At 38.7% G+C, this 14807-nt stretch carries 17 protein-coding genes; 11 read left to right on the plus strand and 6 right to left on the minus strand.

Annotated features, from left to right (window positions below; translation table 11 throughout):
* Positions 1-87: 87 nt before the first annotated feature.
* Positions 88-708 carry a YktB family protein gene (locus LG336_RS04450; RefSeq protein ID WP_404331353.1) on the minus strand — a complete coding sequence of 207 codons (621 nt, stop codon included), beginning with the start codon at positions 706-708 and terminating at the stop codon, positions 88-90.
* 170 nt (positions 709-878) lie between these two features.
* On the opposite strand from LG336_RS04450, the gene LG336_RS04455 reads away from it, so the two are divergent.
* Together LG336_RS04455 and LG336_RS04460 are read left to right on the plus strand one after the other, a co-directional pair.
* Complete coding sequence (locus tag LG336_RS04455; protein ID WP_404331354.1) at positions 879-1073, plus strand: hypothetical protein; 195 nt, start codon at positions 879-881, stop codon at positions 1071-1073.
* 222 nt (positions 1074-1295) lie between these two features.
* Positions 1296-2099: an inositol monophosphatase family protein gene (locus LG336_RS04460; RefSeq protein ID WP_404331355.1), complete on the plus strand. Its 804-nt coding sequence runs from the start codon at positions 1296-1298 to the stop codon at positions 2097-2099.
* A 26-nt stretch (positions 2100-2125) separates the two neighbouring features.
* On the opposite strand, the gene LG336_RS04465 is transcribed toward LG336_RS04460, so the two are convergent.
* Complete coding sequence (locus LG336_RS04465; protein WP_404331356.1) at positions 2126-2311, minus strand: YlaF family protein; 186 nt, start codon at positions 2309-2311, stop codon at positions 2126-2128.
* Positions 2312-2433: 122 nt separating this feature from the next.
* Between LG336_RS04465 and typA the strand changes: the two genes are divergently transcribed.
* The 3 genes from typA (at position 2434) to LG336_RS04480 (ending at position 4974) form a co-directional block, all read left to right on the plus strand.
* Positions 2434-4269, plus strand: a complete 1836-nt coding sequence (gene typA / locus LG336_RS04470; protein WP_404331357.1) for a translational GTPase TypA — start codon at positions 2434-2436, stop codon at positions 4267-4269.
* Positions 4270-4348: 79 nt separating this feature from the next.
* Complete coding sequence (locus tag LG336_RS04475) at positions 4349-4672, plus strand: YlaH-like family protein (RefSeq protein ID WP_404331358.1); 324 nt, start codon at positions 4349-4351, stop codon at positions 4670-4672.
* A 14-nt stretch (positions 4673-4686) separates the two neighbouring features.
* A complete protein-coding gene (locus LG336_RS04480; protein ID WP_404333095.1) occupies positions 4687-4974 on the plus strand; it encodes a hypothetical protein in 288 nt (95 codons plus the stop codon).
* A gap of 159 nt (positions 4975-5133) precedes the next feature.
* Here the strand turns inward: LG336_RS04480 and LG336_RS04485 are convergent, their stop codons facing one another.
* Positions 5134-5334: a YlaI family protein gene (locus LG336_RS04485; RefSeq protein ID WP_404331359.1), complete on the minus strand. Its 201-nt coding sequence runs from the start codon at positions 5332-5334 to the stop codon at positions 5134-5136.
* A 117-nt stretch (positions 5335-5451) separates the two neighbouring features.
* On the opposite strand from LG336_RS04485, the gene LG336_RS04490 reads away from it, so the two are divergent.
* Positions 5452-5907: a pyridoxamine 5'-phosphate oxidase family protein gene (locus LG336_RS04490; RefSeq protein ID WP_404331360.1), complete on the plus strand. Its 456-nt coding sequence runs from the start codon at positions 5452-5454 to the stop codon at positions 5905-5907.
* Between the two features lie 20 nt (positions 5908-5927).
* On the opposite strand, the gene LG336_RS04495 is transcribed toward LG336_RS04490, so the two are convergent.
* Positions 5928-6542, minus strand: coding sequence for a YhcN/YlaJ family sporulation lipoprotein (locus LG336_RS04495; protein WP_404331361.1), 615 nt, complete (start codon positions 6540-6542; stop codon positions 5928-5930).
* A gap of 318 nt (positions 6543-6860) precedes the next feature.
* On the opposite strand from LG336_RS04495, the gene LG336_RS04500 reads away from it, so the two are divergent.
* A complete protein-coding gene (locus LG336_RS04500; RefSeq protein ID WP_404331362.1) occupies positions 6861-8246 on the plus strand; it encodes a PhoH family protein in 1386 nt (461 codons plus the stop codon).
* A gap of 416 nt (positions 8247-8662) precedes the next feature.
* On the opposite strand, the gene LG336_RS04505 is transcribed toward LG336_RS04500, so the two are convergent.
* A complete protein-coding gene (locus tag LG336_RS04505; RefSeq protein WP_404331363.1) occupies positions 8663-9160 on the minus strand; it encodes a peptidyl-prolyl cis-trans isomerase in 498 nt (165 codons plus the stop codon).
* Positions 9161-9343: 183 nt separating this feature from the next.
* Between LG336_RS04505 and LG336_RS04510 the strand changes: the two genes are divergently transcribed.
* Both LG336_RS04510 and LG336_RS04515 read left to right on the plus strand, forming a co-directional pair.
* Positions 9344-9625: a YlaN family protein gene (locus LG336_RS04510; protein ID WP_404333096.1), complete on the plus strand. Its 282-nt coding sequence runs from the start codon at positions 9344-9346 to the stop codon at positions 9623-9625.
* Positions 9626-9752: 127 nt separating this feature from the next.
* Entirely contained in the window at positions 9753-10952 is a 1200-nt protein-coding gene (locus tag LG336_RS04515) for an FtsW/RodA/SpoVE family cell cycle protein (RefSeq protein ID WP_404331364.1), read from the plus strand.
* Positions 10953-11063: 111 nt separating this feature from the next.
* Here LG336_RS04515 and LG336_RS04520 read toward each other — a convergent pair whose 3' ends face one another.
* Complete coding sequence (locus tag LG336_RS04520) at positions 11064-12032, minus strand: heme A synthase (protein WP_404331365.1); 969 nt, start codon at positions 12030-12032, stop codon at positions 11064-11066.
* A gap of 617 nt (positions 12033-12649) precedes the next feature.
* On the opposite strand from LG336_RS04520, the gene cyoE reads away from it, so the two are divergent.
* The gene (gene cyoE, locus LG336_RS04525) at positions 12650-13588 is read left to right on the plus strand and encodes a heme o synthase (protein WP_404331366.1); all 939 of its coding nucleotides are present in this window, start codon (positions 12650-12652) and stop codon (positions 13586-13588) included.
* A 137-nt stretch (positions 13589-13725) separates the two neighbouring features.
* Complete coding sequence (coxB, locus tag LG336_RS04530; RefSeq protein ID WP_404331367.1) at positions 13726-14793, plus strand: cytochrome c oxidase subunit II; 1068 nt, start codon at positions 13726-13728, stop codon at positions 14791-14793.
* Positions 14794-14807: the final 14 nt, after the last annotated feature.

A 14807-nucleotide genomic window follows, 5' to 3' on the forward strand; every position in this document is an offset into this window, starting at 1 on the left:
GCGCGCGTCGGGATTAGATTTCTTTACTATACCTGATAAAAAAACGGCCATCGGCCGTTTTTTTTTTTCGCTTCCCATATTTAACGTTTAGGTTAGTTTATATAGGGGTATCAAAGTTTTAAACACTGACTCTATTTTATCCACTAATTCCTGTGGGCTCATTTGTACTGCAGTTTCCCGAGGAATATTATATCCGCATAGGATTTCTGCTTTTTTAACTGTTTGCAGACGGTTAAACATCGTTTGAAGGTCGGGTTTAGATAGTCCACTATGCTTTACCACATCGGGCTTTGTATGGTCTGTAGACCAAACAAATTCTTTTGGAGTTTCAGAAAGGAGATTTTCAGCATTTCTTTCTAGTACTTTTCCGAACTCTTCTTTATTTGGTGCTTCATAAATTAGCGCAAACCAAATGAATAAATGGGTTTCCCAAAGCCCGATCTGAAAATGGGGCATCATCTTATAACCGCGGGGATTGGCGGCATAGGCAACCCAAGTATCCTTTGGAGGGTTTTTTGTTCTACGTGCATGTTTTGCAACATGGTAAAACATTTCATCACCGGTTAGACTTGATAGCTCTGGAGTAAAGTGTTTTCCGAGATCCTCTAGCTTTGGTCGGATATGTTGTTTAAGTGCCTCCATACGATCGTCTAATCCTTCTATTGTAAAAACATTAAAGTCTTCGTTGGTAAAACCTGAAAATGACATCTCCATTACCTCCTGTACCTTTGTAAGTATTGTAACAAACAAGAAGAAAATGTTGAAGTACGAGGTATTTGCTTCTAGGTGTTAGCACATATTTGTTGCAACGTCCATTGTTTTTTCATAGAATATAAAAAATGCAAATATTTCGAAAATAACCCAAGGAGTGTATAAAATTGAAACAATTAATGGATTTTATGGAGGGAAAGCCAGGAGAAAAGCAAAGAAAAGCTGTTTTGAGATTAGAAATGGATTATGAATTAGCCACTCTTTTTGAAGCGATGGGAGAATCAAACAAAACAAAGATAAATGAATGTAAAAAGAAGCTTGAAAGAATTCGGAAAGAGCTTCTAGCATTAAAGGCTCTCTAACCCGAGGTAGAAGTGATGAAGGAACACAGAATGTTAAATGGTAAAACAAAAAATAGGGGAAAATAAAACGAACTCCTAGAATAAAAAGGAGTTCGTTTTTTGCATTTATCTGTAAATAAGTGGTTAATGTAGAGTAGAAATACTTGAAGCTGTTAAACAATTCCTATAAGCTAAATTTAACCTTACTGAACTGATATTAAAATTGAAAAAATAGGGGGAAGAATGATGGCGAATATGCATGAGATTGATACATATGCAAAGCAATGGATTAAAGAAGCTGGGGAACGAATTCGCGCTTCCTTTCCTAATACTTTGAACATCAAGACAAAATCGAATCCAAATGACCTAGTAACCAATATTGATCAAGAAACAGAACAATATTTTATTGAAAAAATAAAAGCAACCTATCCAGAGCATAAAATTCTTGGAGAAGAAGGATATGGAGATGAACTAACTCAGCTATCCGGAGTTGTTTGGATTATTGATCCAATTGATGGTACCATGAATTTTATTCACCAACAGCGAAATTTTGCAATCTCAATTGGTATTTATGAAGAGGGTGTCGGGAAGATAGGGCTCATTTATGATGTTGTTCTGGATGAACTTTATCATGTTTTTAAGGGACAAGGTGTGTTTGTGAATGGTGAAGAGTTGCAACCCTTGGATTCAAGGGCTGTTTCAGAATCCATCATCGCACTAAATGCTACTTGGGTAACGGAGAATCGTCGCCTTCCACCTGAATTACTCTCCCCTCTTGTCAAGGAAGCTCGCGGTACAAGGTCGTATGGTTCAGCCGCTTTAGAAATGGTGTATTTAGCCTCAGGTAGAATAGACGCCTATATAACCCCTAGGCTTGCTCCTTGGGACTTTGCTGCTGGCATTATTATGGTTGAAGAATTAGGGGGTGTAGCTACAGATTTAAGAGGGGAGACTCTTGATTTACTAAACCAGAGTTCAGTGTTCGTTGCTAGACCAGGTTTGCACAACGAAATTATGCACAGGTATTTAAAGGATGGGAGATGGTAGGAGAGGGGGAAGGCCGTTACGGCCTTCTATAGTTCTCCGCTCTCGCGAAGCTTCTTCTTTATTTTAAACCCAAAGCCCATTGTTAAGATTGTAGCAGCTATAGAAACCACAGCCCCTAAAAGACTTTCCTCGCCGATTGCAACTCCAAGCCCCATGATACATACTGCAGCAACAATTGCTAAAAATAATAGTGGCCATTTAATATTCCCCATTTGATTTTTTGCACCTCCTGCATTATATTTTTCGAAAACATACGGTTTCACCTATAGTTATGTTATAATAACTCAGTTATAAAAAAATGATAACATATTTAAGATAAAGGCGGTTGACTTTTTTGAAATTAAGAGAAGATATACGAAATATAGCAATTATTGCGCACGTTGATCATGGAAAAACGACACTAGTGGATGAGCTTCTAAGACAAGCTGGGACATTCAGAGCGAATGAAAATGTTGAAGAGCGGGCAATGGACTCCAATGACATTGAAAGAGAACGTGGAATTACAATCCTTGCTAAAAACACAGGGATTAAATATAAAGATTCAAGAATCAACATCCTTGACACTCCAGGACATGCGGATTTTGGAGGGGAAGTTGAGCGAATCATGAAAATGGTTGATGGTGTGCTACTAGTGGTAGATGCTTATGAAGGTTGCATGCCACAAACACGCTTTGTTTTGAAAAAGGCCCTTGAACAACACATAACACCAATTGTGGTAGTCAATAAAATTGACCGGGACTTTGCTCGTCCAGAAGAAGTGGTTGATGAGGTTCTTGACTTATTTATCGAATTGGGTGCGGATGAAAATCAATTAGAATTTCCAGTTGTTTATGCTTCAGCCATCAATGGAACAGCTAGCTTAACTCCAGAAAAGCAGGATGAAAACATGGAAGTTCTGTATGAATCAATTATTGAGCATATTCCTGCACCAGTAGATAACCGTGAAGAGCCGTTACAATTCCAGGTTGCTTTACTTGATTATAATGACTATGTTGGTCGTATCGGGATTGGTCGTGTGTTCCGTGGTACAATGAAAGTTGGACAGCAAGTTGCCTTAATGAAACTAGATGGTAGTATTAAACAATTCAGGGTAACGAAGATGTTTGGTTTCTTTGGTTTAAAACGCGAGGAAATCCAAGAAGCAAAGGCTGGCGATTTAATTGCCGTGTCAGGCATGGAAGATATTAATGTTGGTGAAACAGTTTGTCCTGTAGAACATCAGGATGCCCTTCCAGTTCTACGTATTGATGAACCAACACTTCAGATGACGTTCCTAGTTAATAATAGCCCATTTGCAGGTAGAGAAGGAAAGTACCTTACTTCAAGAAAAATTGAAGAAAGACTTCGTGCACAATTGCAAACGGATGTTAGTCTTCGTGTCGATAATACTGATTCTCCTGATGCCTGGATTGTTTCTGGACGTGGGGAACTGCATCTATCTATTCTAATTGAGAACATGCGTCGTGAGGGTTACGAGCTTCAAGTTTCAAAACCTGAGGTTATCGTAAAAGAAATTGATGGTGTACGTTGTGAACCGGTAGAGCGTGTTCAAATTGATGTTCCTGAGGAAAATACAGGGGCAGTTATGGAGTCAATCGGCGCAAGAAAAGGCGAAATGATTGATATGATCAACAGTGGTACAGGTCAGGTTCGCTTAATATTCAATGTTCCGGCTCGTGGGTTAATTGGATATACGACTGAATTCTTAACACTCACTCGTGGCTTTGGGATCATCAATCATACATTTGATAGCTATCAACCAATGGCTACTGGTCAAGTTGGTGGTAGAAGACAAGGTGTCCTTGTATCGATGGAATCTGGAAAAGCAACCACTTATGGTATTATGGGAGTGGAAGACCGCGGAACAATCTTTGTTGAACCAGGTACGGAAATTTACGAAGGAATGATTGTTGGTGAGCACACACGTGAAAATGATATCACCGTAAACATCACGAAGGTAAAACATGCGACCAATATTCGTTCTGCTAATAAGGATCAAACGAATGTAATTAAAAAACCAAGGATTATGTCTTTGGAAGAATCGCTTGAATATCTAAATGATGATGAATATTGTGAAGTGACACCGGAATCGATTCGCTTGCGTAAAAAAATTCTTGATAAGAGTGAGCGGGAACGGGTTGCAAAGAAAAAGAAATACGCAGAATTATAAGAGTCATTTCATGGAAGGGAAGGTCTCCCTTCCTCTCCATGAAAAGTTTTTTATAAGAGAATAAGTAGGGGGAAGTAGAATGGGTGGTATAGATGTTAGCCAGAGGTTGACCTTTTTTGCTGCACTTTTCAAAGTGGATGAAAATCCAGACTCGGGTATGTGGATGCTCTACTTGACTATTCTTCTATTAAGTATAGCCGTCTATAAAATGGGCTTTGCTAAGAAGCTACCAATTGGAAAGTCAATCCTAATCTATTTGTTTCTAGGTTTTGGTTGCACATTTTTGAGCTTTCTAGGTATCTTTCTTCCAATAGCAGAGGGTCTTGTCGTAGCGGCGTTAATTTTAATTATTTATAAAATTCGTCGGCACTATCACCAAAAAGAAGAAATGGATGTTAGCTGAGGTGAAGGATGATGATGTCATTACAAGACAAGCTTTATAACTGGCTAACCATTAAGGTAGTTGTAGATGCCAGACCTGAGGATACAGCGGCTAGGGATACAATGAACATGTTTGAACAGCTTCTTGCAAATGAAAATGGGATTCAAAGCCCAGAAGTAACGATGGATGAAGATATGTATTATGTTGAAGTGGATACTAATGAAAAACAGAAAACATACCGATTTCCGCGGGAATTAATTGAAGTGATGCTTGATCAAATTAGTAATGAACCTGAGAAGTATGTAAATTACCCTGATAAATAGACAGGACAAATAGACTGCAGCATACTAGCGTGGTTCTACGTGCAATGTTTGATTATCTGTTCTATCGCAACTAGGAAAGGCCGCCTCTTCAGGCGGCCTTTCGGCTTTTAATACTAACGCTTCAAGCACAAACGTCTCTCTCGAGTTAGTTGTTTCTTCCTACCACTCATCATTCTCGACTGGGGATTTGTAGAGACGAAAGTGCCCAGTATCAATTCGTTTCTTTGTATTTTCAGCAATACGTATATGACAGTCATTGCACATATAAGTGTGAATTGGGCGATTTCTAAGTTGTTTTGCCTGGAGGGTTTCATCATTAATGGATTCAATTTTGTCACAGATTACACATTTAACTCTCATGTTCACACCTCAAATTTTCTTTCGTATGATTCTTTGTGTATAGTATATCATGGATTGGATTTGAAGTTATATGTTCATACATAGTAAGATGAATGATAGTGTAAGGAGGGTGCTTTTATGGCAAACGAAGTCGAACCACATTTAATTAAAGAATTGTTCGAAGAATTACAAACTGAGCGTTTTGTTACGATTGCTACAATAGACCATGAAACAGGTGGGCCAAATGTCAGTGCAATATCATGGTTGTTAGCGAAAGATGAAAAAACAATTCTATTTGCTGCTGATAGTCGTTCACGGATAATCGAAAATATTAAAGGGAATCGCTTGGTTGTTATTACTCTGGTTGCGAATGAGTCTACTTACTCCATTCAGGGAAGAGCAGAAGTAAAGTTCGATGGTATAGATGGTGTTCCTTTAAAATTATCACTTGTTAAAATGGACATTGATGAAGTAAGGGATGTCATGTTTTATGGTTCCAAGATTGTTACAGAGCCGATGTATGATAAAATTTATGATCAGGCTGCAGCTACGAGATTAGATAAACAAGTAATGGATGCCATTAAAAAAGCTTAGTCAGCGACTAAGCTTTTTTATTAATTTTCTCTATTTTCCCTGTTCTCTTTATGATAATTAGACTGACGATTCTGGGTTTTATCGAGCTGTTTTTCTTCCTTATCAGTTAATTTCTCGTTATCACTTTCAGTAGGCTCTGGATCTTTAGGCTGTGGTTCCAGGTTATCAGCAGGGACCTCAGGGATAATCCTTCCAGTAATATCAGCAAGTTCGTTCATAATACCTTGGATAGGATGTCCATTACGAAAGTCCTCTACAACTTCTTTTAGCCTTGCATTCAGGTCAGGATCTGCAACCACCATTGCGTTAGCACCATGTGGGTCATCCTTCATACTTTCTGAAACTGCATACTTAATGGACCCAACCTCAGAACGCTCTAAATCTTCATTAACGTCAATCCCCACAACGGCAAAATCGCCAATTACTAGAGCAGTGGCTTCATCTACCTCAGGTATCCGTTCGGCCAATTCTGCAAGGTGGTTTGATCTGTTTTCACTTTCTCTACGATTAACTTGTTCATTTGTACTGTTTTGTACTTTGACCCTATCGTCTTGTTCATCTTGTGAAGCATTGTTCCCTGCCGCACAGCCTGAAATCACAAATAGTAAACAAAATAAAGTTATGACCTTTTTCATTTGTTAGTACACCCCCGAAAATTCATTCTGTCAAAAATTTGATGGATAAGAACCTGCGCGAAAATCAAAAGTTAGGTTAAAACGGTTATCTGTTGGTTTCTGTAAAACCCCTTCAAATGCTAGAAGTTGATGGTTTTTTAGGCCAGGCTCCTAGGAAATTTACGGGCAGCAAGTTTTCTGTCTTGGAGGTTCAAAGTCATCTGGTGTATGGTTACTGCCCGAAAATCAACAATAAAAAAAATGTTGCTTACATGGTATTGTGTAAAATAAATTCTATCTTTATACAAGAAAACATATATTTTACCAAAGTCTCTGCTGATGGTGATTTGGCGGCGCCAGAAAAACAAGAAGGTGGGAGGCAAGATTTTGACAAAAATATATGTACTTGATACAAATGTCCTGCTACAGGATCCCTATTCCATTTTTTCTTTCCAAGATAACGAGGTAGTTATTCCTGCCGTAGTGCTAGAAGAAGTTGATTCAAAAAAACGTTATATGGACGAGATTGGGCGAAATGCTAGGCAGGTATCTAGAATTATTGATGGACTTAGAGAAACAGGTAAGCTGCACGAAAAAATCCCTCTTGATAACGGCGGATCAGTTAGAATTGAATTAAACCATCGCTCCTTCCATCAGCTTCAGGAGGTTTTTGTTGAAAAAACAAATGATAATCGAATCCTGGCTGTTGCAAAAAATTTGTCCTTAGAAGAGCAAACGAAAGAGGTTGGCCGTCCAGTAATTTTGGTAAGTAAAGATGCACTTGTCAGGGTAAAGGCAGATGCAATAGGACTCGCCTCGGAGGATTTTCTGAGTGATCGAGTGATAGAAGTGAATGACTTGTACACCGGGTTTGAAGAAATCTACGTTGCAGCAGAGTTATTAAATCGGTTTTATGTAAAAGGGGAACTAGAGCTAGCGGAAATTGGTGGTCAAAAATTATACCCAAATCAATTTGTTATTCTCAAAGACAGTCTAGGTAGTTCTTCTTCTGCTATTGGAATGGTGGACAAGAGAAAATTACTTGTCAAAAAGTTGGTATTTGACCATGAAGGGAAACAAATATGGGGCATTAGAGCGAGGAATGTTCAGCAAATTATGGCTTTAGAGCTATTGTTACGAGATGACATCCCGCTAGTCACACTCACAGGAAGAGCTGGAACAGGAAAAACATTACTAACCCTAGCAACAGGGCTTTTTCAAACAGAAGATTTAGGTGAATATAAAAAACTTGTAGTCGCACGTCCTATTGTGCCAGTTGGCAAGGATTTAGGTTTTCTACCTGGGGAAAAACAGGAAAAGCTTCGTCCGTGGATGCAACCTATTTTCGATAATCTTGAATTTTTGTTCAATACGAAAAAACCAGGGGAACTTGATGCCATATTAGCAGGGATGGGTTCCATCGAGGTTGAAGCTCTGACGTATATAAGAGGTCGGAGTATTCCAGATCAGTTCATCATCATCGATGAAGCTCAAAATTTAACCAAGCATGAAGTAAAGACGATTTTAACACGAGTCGGTGAGCGAAGTAAGATTGTTTTAATGGGAGACCCAGATCAAATCGACCATCCGTATCTTGATGCTTATAATAATGGCCTTACATACGTGGTCGAAAAATTTAAAGACCAACAAATTGCTGGCCACGTTAAGTTAGTAAAAGGAGAAAGGTCTGCGCTAGCTCAATTAGCGGCAGACATTCTAAAGTAAAAACAGGCGATTTTCGCCTGTTTTTTAATGTTTAGGAAATTATAAAAGATTATGGGTGTGGATAAATTGTACTCGTTTTTGGTATCCAGCTCCAGTGCCCTAGCGGCTAGTGTCCTTCGCTCTCCGAGTAAAAAACGGATTTTGGATTTTTACCGCCGCAACGATTGCGTCAAGCACGAATGCGCCTCCGGCTCTTCGTGTTGTCTAGCTGCAGCGGCTAACTCCTCGGGTCATAAGCCACCCCGGAATTGAAGGCAAAGAGCGCCTTCTATTCCGGGGTGGCTTATGCAAGTCGGAGTTGAACAAGCCGCCTCCGCTTTTCATTTTCCTTTATCTCAGTTGGAGCGCTCCAGGCCATACGCCGCTGAACAGGACGCTTCCGCTTTTGTTCTTGAAAAATAATGAACGGTCTGGAGTTATTTAATAATAAATTGTTTTATCCCTTTTAGTGGGTTTTCATGATTCGAACCATCCCCGTAATAAACATGGACAGGACCACCATCGGTTAGTTGTTTCCCGTGTTTAGAAAAGCCAAGGATTAATTTAAATGCCTCATTAAGTGGTAACTCTGTCTCACCTTCATTGTGTTCAATAACAAGTGACTTTGCACCTTCTTGGGGCTCTGCATTAAGAATGAAGGGCTCAAGAGGAATCCCGAAAGTTCCTTCCATCATTTTTTGCTTTTCGTACTTTCGTTCAGTTTTAAGGGTTGGTGGAAACACAGCACCTTCCATGATCTCTCTATCCCAATGTTTAGATATAGACTTGGTATATTCCTCAAGCTCATCTGCTTTTTCTTTTTTCTCTAGGAAATATGTATCTAAATCCACTTTTCGGTCGTCAAAAATCCAGACACTAGGATCCAGGGTGATTTGATAGTTTACTTTACCAGTGATATGAATGATTAATTCCAAGCCATTTCCCCCTATAAAAAATTATTCCTCACAAGTATATCTTTAATCTCTTTAAATGTCATATCCTTACTTTGGGATTTAGGGAATAAATATTCTGAATCCTTATTATTCTTGCATTTTCGCATGCTAAAGAGTAAAATTTATAGATAGATTGGTTAATGCTCGGAAACGGGGGGATCAATGTTGGCGTCTGAAATGATTATTAATCATCAAGAAAAAGCCCATGCCTTATTGAAGGCTGACGCTGATAAGATATTAAAGCTGATTAAAGTGCAAATGGATAACCTAACCATGCCTCAATGTCCTCTCTATGAAGAAGTTTTGGACACGCAAATGTTTGGGTTATCAAGGGAGATAGATTTTGCAGTTAGACTCGGCTTAATAGAGGAAGCGGAAGGGAAAACAATCCTCGGTGAGCTTGAGAAAGAGTTATCTGCTCTTCATGAAGCTTCTACGAGAAAATAAGATAGCTAAAAACTCAAACAGTTCTAGAGAATTGTTTGAGTTTTTTTTAAACTTTCCTTCCCATTGGCAGGATATTCATGGGGATATTTAGAATACATATTACAACATAGAAGATGGGGAAGAGATAATGGTAAAAAAAATTATGAAGTCCTATGATTATTCTTTGATCATAGTTGTTGCCCTCTTGTCTATTTTTGGACTAGTGATGGTTTATAGTGCGAGCCTTGTGACGCGCTATGAAGTTCCGAGTGATTTCTTCTTTGATAAACAAAAAATAAACTTATTTGTAGCTGCTGTGTTTTTCATCGTTACAGCACTGATTCCTTACAAAATAATGAAAAGTACCAAATTTCTATTGCCAATGGTTTTGATGTCTCTTTTTGGTCTTGTAGGATTGTTTTTAGTTGGAAAGGTAGCAAATAACGCACAAAGTTGGATTGAGTTGGGGGTACGAAGCATTCAACCAGCAGAATTTGCAAAACTTGGTGTCATTATCTATTTATCTGCCGTTTATGCCAAAAAACAATCGTATATTAATGAGTTTGATAAAGGGGTCGCTCCTCCATTAGTTTATTTAGCGCTAGTTGTGATTCTGGTTGCCGTGCAGCCCGATTTTGGAACGGCGGGTATTATCTTTTTGATTGCATCAACCATCATTTTGTCATCAGGCATGAGTCTCAAGAATATCATGAAACTCGTCATTATTGCTTCTTGCCTTATTGCACCTGTATCGCTCATTATGAAAGATGAGATTTTTTCAGAAGTAAGGGTTAATCGACTTACTTCATACAGCAATCCCTTTGCCGATGAATTAAATACAGGGTATCAACTGGCGAATTCCTATTATGCAATCGGTTCTGGTGGATTAACAGGGTTAGGGCTTGGACAAAGTGTTCAAAAGCTTGGCTATTTACCAGAAGCACATACAGATTTTATCATTGCGATTATTTCAGAAGAGCTGGGAATATTCGGTGTTGGGTTTGTCTTGTTGTGTTTAGGGTATATAGTCTTGAGAGGGATATTTATTGGTTTAAAGTGTAAGGATCCTTTTGGAAGTTTATTAGCGATTGGGATATCGAGCATGGTCGGGATACAGGCTTTTATAAACCTTGGTGGTGCAACAGGGGTGATACCACTAACAGGTGTGCCTCTTCCATTTATTAGCTATGGCGGCTCGTCGCTTTTGCAAATGGCGATATCAATGGGGATTCTCGTAAATGTATCAATGTTCGTTCAATTTGAAGAAAAGTATAAATCTAAAAAAGCGGAAAAACCAACCGTGGTGCCAACTAATGCGCCGGGGCAGAAATTCCATTTAAAATCATAAAAGAAAAGCTGCAGTCTTAGGACTGCAGCTTTTTACATGTAATTTAATTTGAGAATGGTTGAGCTTGAGCAAAAGCCTAGTCAGCATCCATTACTACTACGTGCATTTTGGTTATTGCACTGGTGGAATATATTTACGTGAATCAGAATCTACTGTTTTTTGGTTCGTAAGAGCATGTGCATTTTTCTTGTTACGAGAGACAAGCAAGATAAGATAACTTAGAACTCCGAATAAACAAGAGATAAAAAAGGCGTGTGCCAGAGCTACATAGAGATTTAATCTAGAAAAGATTACCACTGCTCCTGATATTACTTGAAAGGATACAAGAACAAAGGAAGTAATCCAAGACCAGTAAACAACTGGCTGATGCTTATGATGGCGGATGGCAATGAAGGTTGCATAAGCGATCCAGATAAAAATTAACCCTGCTGCTGCCCTGTGCCCCATTTGGACCCATTGATATAAATTGTCTGGTAGGCTAGGTGCAGAGTTTACGCAAAGTGGCCAGTCGGGACATACTAAACTAGCATTGGTATGCCTTACAAGCGCTCCCGTGTAGACAACAATAAAGCTGTAGATGGTTATCCCGATGATGTGAAAACTCATTCGATTATCAATGATTACCTTTTCTGCATTGAATTTTTTATCAACTTCAAAGATCAATAGCGTTAAAAGGAATACAGCAGCAAATGAGATTAAGGATATTCCAAAATGCACAGCAAGGACAAAGTCGTTTTGGCCCCAAACTACAGCTGCTGCTCCAATAAGGCCTTGAAGAAGAATGAAGAAGAAAGATAAAAAGGCTAAAAACTTAGTCTCACGTATATGTCCAATGACCTTCCAAGACCAAATGGCAAGAACCAATACCATGATTCCGAGTGCACCTGATACTAAACGGTGCGCCAATTCAATTACTAACTCTGGGGTAATGTCTGTGGGGACCAGCTCCCCATTACATAATGGCCATGATCGGCCGCAGCCCATTCCAGAATCCGTTTTTGTTACAAGTGCACCACCTAGTAAAACGAAAAGCATACCAATTGTCGTTAAGACTGCCAACCATTTTAAAGAGCGTTTCAATACATTCACCTGCTTGTTTTAAATATTCAAATTTGTCATCATATAATTATTAGGCGAGTATAATAATGAGGAATCATTATACTGTTAATTCAAATCTATCATAGCTGATTTTTAAATAAAAAGATAGAAAGCCACACTATGCCCCTAAATGATACTACACAAACTAACCTTATTATTCAATATGAAAATAAAACTGCCTAAATCTGGGCAAAAAGATTGCTTCGTCTGCAAGTATTTGTTAGTAATAGAGATGAAGTTATGAACACGAAAATTTCTAAAGAATAACAATACTCTGTATTGCTTAACAATTTAAATGGTTTGAGGTTAAATGCGCATAAACCTTTTTGAAATCACTGGATAAAAAGGAAAACCCTGTAAAATAGAGTGTTTTCCTTACGCTTTTCTCAAATCAATTGATTTTGTTCAAAAAAAGTACACAAAAAAAGTGCAAAGTGTGATTTAATATACACAAAGAGACTTTACTTTCCTACACAAACATTTAACACCCTTTTTACGGTGGAAATAGTATAAACTACACCTTGAGAAAACATAACTTTTCTGGATTAATTTTACCAATTCGATTAAAATAAGAATTTAATGAAGAAGGAGGAGAAGGAATGTCGAGTCCAAAAGCTTACAATGGGGCTGTCATGGATGGAAACCAGCAACCTCTTAACGCTGGGGTGGGAGAGACATCAGTAGTTAAAGATTTTCTTGCTCTGATTAAAGTTGGCATCGTTAACTCAAATGCAATTACGACATTTACAGGACTGTGGCTTGCTCTACATTTCAGTGGGATGCGTTTTTTGGGGAACCTAGATATTGTTTTTTTAGCATTGATAGGTTCATCATTAATTATTGCAGGTTCATGTAGTCTAAATAATTACATAGACCGGGATATCGATCCCTTAATGGAAAGGACGAAAGGAAGACCGACTGTTACCGGGAAAATACAGCCTGTAAAAGTGGCTTTTCTAGGTTTCTTGTTTATTGGGATTGGTTCAGTTCTATTATTTATGACCACGATAACAGCCGGAATTATTGGCTTAATCGGGGTTTTCAGTTATGTAGTTCTTTATAGTATGTGGTCCAAGCGTCTATACGTGTCTAACACGATTGTTGGGAGTATCTCAGGTGCTGTTCCACCATTAATTGGTTGGGCTGCTGTTGATGCTAATCTTAGCATGATGGCATGGGTATTATTTTTAATTATGTTTATCTGGCAACCTCCGCACTTTTATGCACTCGCAATGAGAAGAGCTGAGGAATATCGTGCTGCTAGTATACCGATGCTGCCTGTAGTCAAAGGGTTCGCGAGAACCAAAAAGTCCATCATTCTATGGATTACAGCTCTCCTACCACTTCCGTTTCTTTTGTTGGAGTTAGGACTACCATTTCTTATATTGGCTTCCGCCCTGAATATTGGTTGGTTGTTCCTTGGTTTCTATGCTCGGAAATTTAAAGATGATATTAAATGGGCAAAGCTGATGTTTGTCTACTCATTACAATACCTGACGATTTTATTCGTTGCTATGGTAATTGTCACACTAATTTAAGAATATTTAAGTCTTATTAAGAGACTAATCACACATTGCTGGGACATTTTCTCCGCCTCGGGACGGGGAGAATTTATCCATATATTATTTTTAGAATCATTTAATGAATTTCTTATGAAAGAGGGGTTTAAAAAGCTATGAAAAGGCTTGGGAAATGGCGTTTGCTACCTTTGTTTGCGGTCATAGCACTACTAGCCGGGTGCGGTGAACCTTTTCTGTCCGCACTACAGCCGGCAGGAGAAGTTGCGCAGATGCAATTTGATCTAATGGTGTTAAGTACTGCAATAATGGTAGGGGTAATTGCAATTGTAGCGGTAATTTTTATTGTTGTAATGGTACGTTTTCGTCGCAAAAGTGATGATGAAATCCCTAAACAGGTTGAGGGAAGTCACACATTAGAGATTCTTTGGACAGTTATACCAATCTTATTACTATTAGTTTTGGCTGTTCCAACTGTTTCGGCAACATTCAAACTTGCTGATGTATCTCCAATGGAGGAAAAGAACGAAGAAGGAAAAACGGATGCACTTGTAGTAAATGTGCGTGCTAATCTTTATTGGTGGGAATTTGAGTATCCTAATGAGGAAATTCTAACAAGCCAAGATTTAGTGGTGCCAACTGGTGAAAAGGTTTACTTTAACCTGATAGCTTCTGATGTAAAGCACTCATTCTGGATTCCTCCTGTTGGTGGGAAAATGGATACCAACACTGAAAATGTTAACAAGTTCTGGCTTGAGTTTGACCCAACTAAGTCTGATGAAGCTGGTGGGATATTCTATGGTAAATGTGCTGAACTTTGTGGTCCTTCTCATGCGTTGATGGACTTTAAGGTAAAAGCTCTTCCACGCGCGGAATTTGACCAATGGGTAGCAGATATGCAATCCGTAACTGAACCAGTTCAGGCTGAAACTGCAGAGGCACAAGCAGGGCAAGAAATTTTCAACAACAGCTGTATCGGTTGTCATGCTGTAACACCAGCAAATACAACTCCCGAACAAGCTCGTATGGGTCCTAACCTTACTGACTTTGGTAATCGTACACTTGTTGCGGGGATCCTGGAACATAACGAAGAAAACATTAAAAATTGGCTGAAAGATCCTGAAAGTTATAAGCCAGGGAACAAGATGACTGGCAAATATAACTTGTCTGATGAGGAAATTGATGCTGTTACTGATTACTTAATGGGCTTAAAAGTCCAAGAATAACAGGGGATGAAATG

The organism is Mesobacillus maritimus, assembly GCF_044803185.1.
Taxonomy (GTDB): domain Bacteria; phylum Bacillota; class Bacilli; order Bacillales; family Cytobacillaceae; genus Mesobacillus_B; species Mesobacillus_B maritimus_B.

Bases quoted from the DNA above. Each gene is read 5' to 3' on its own strand.
- LG336_RS04465 (WP_404331356.1), bottom strand. From the start codon at position 2,311: ATGGGGAATATTAAATGGCCACTATTATTTTTAGCAATTGTTGCTGCA.
- LG336_RS04485 (WP_404331359.1), bottom strand. From the start codon at position 5,334: ATGAGAGTTAAATGTGTAATCTGTGACAAAATTGAATCCATTAATGAT.
- LG336_RS04500 (WP_404331362.1), top strand. From the start codon at position 6,861: ATGGTGATTTGGCGGCGCCAGAAAAACAAGAAGGTGGGAGGCAAGATT.
- LG336_RS04460 (WP_404331355.1), top strand. From the start codon at position 1,296: ATGATGGCGAATATGCATGAGATTGATACATATGCAAAGCAATGGATT.
- LG336_RS04475 (WP_404331358.1), top strand. From the start codon at position 4,349: ATGGGTGGTATAGATGTTAGCCAGAGGTTGACCTTTTTTGCTGCACTT.
- coxB (WP_404331367.1), top strand. From the start codon at position 13,726: ATGAAAAGGCTTGGGAAATGGCGTTTGCTACCTTTGTTTGCGGTCATA.
- LG336_RS04450 (WP_404331353.1), bottom strand. From the start codon at position 708: ATGTCATTTTCAGGTTTTACCAACGAAGACTTTAATGTTTTTACAATA.
- cyoE (WP_404331366.1), top strand. From the start codon at position 12,650: ATGTCGAGTCCAAAAGCTTACAATGGGGCTGTCATGGATGGAAACCAG.
- LG336_RS04490 (WP_404331360.1), top strand. From the start codon at position 5,452: ATGGCAAACGAAGTCGAACCACATTTAATTAAAGAATTGTTCGAAGAA.
- LG336_RS04480 (WP_404333095.1), top strand. From the start codon at position 4,687: ATGTCATTACAAGACAAGCTTTATAACTGGCTAACCATTAAGGTAGTT.
- LG336_RS04495 (WP_404331361.1), bottom strand. From the start codon at position 6,542: ATGAAAAAGGTCATAACTTTATTTTGTTTACTATTTGTGATTTCAGGC.
- LG336_RS04515 (WP_404331364.1), top strand. From the start codon at position 9,753: ATGGTAAAAAAAATTATGAAGTCCTATGATTATTCTTTGATCATAGTT.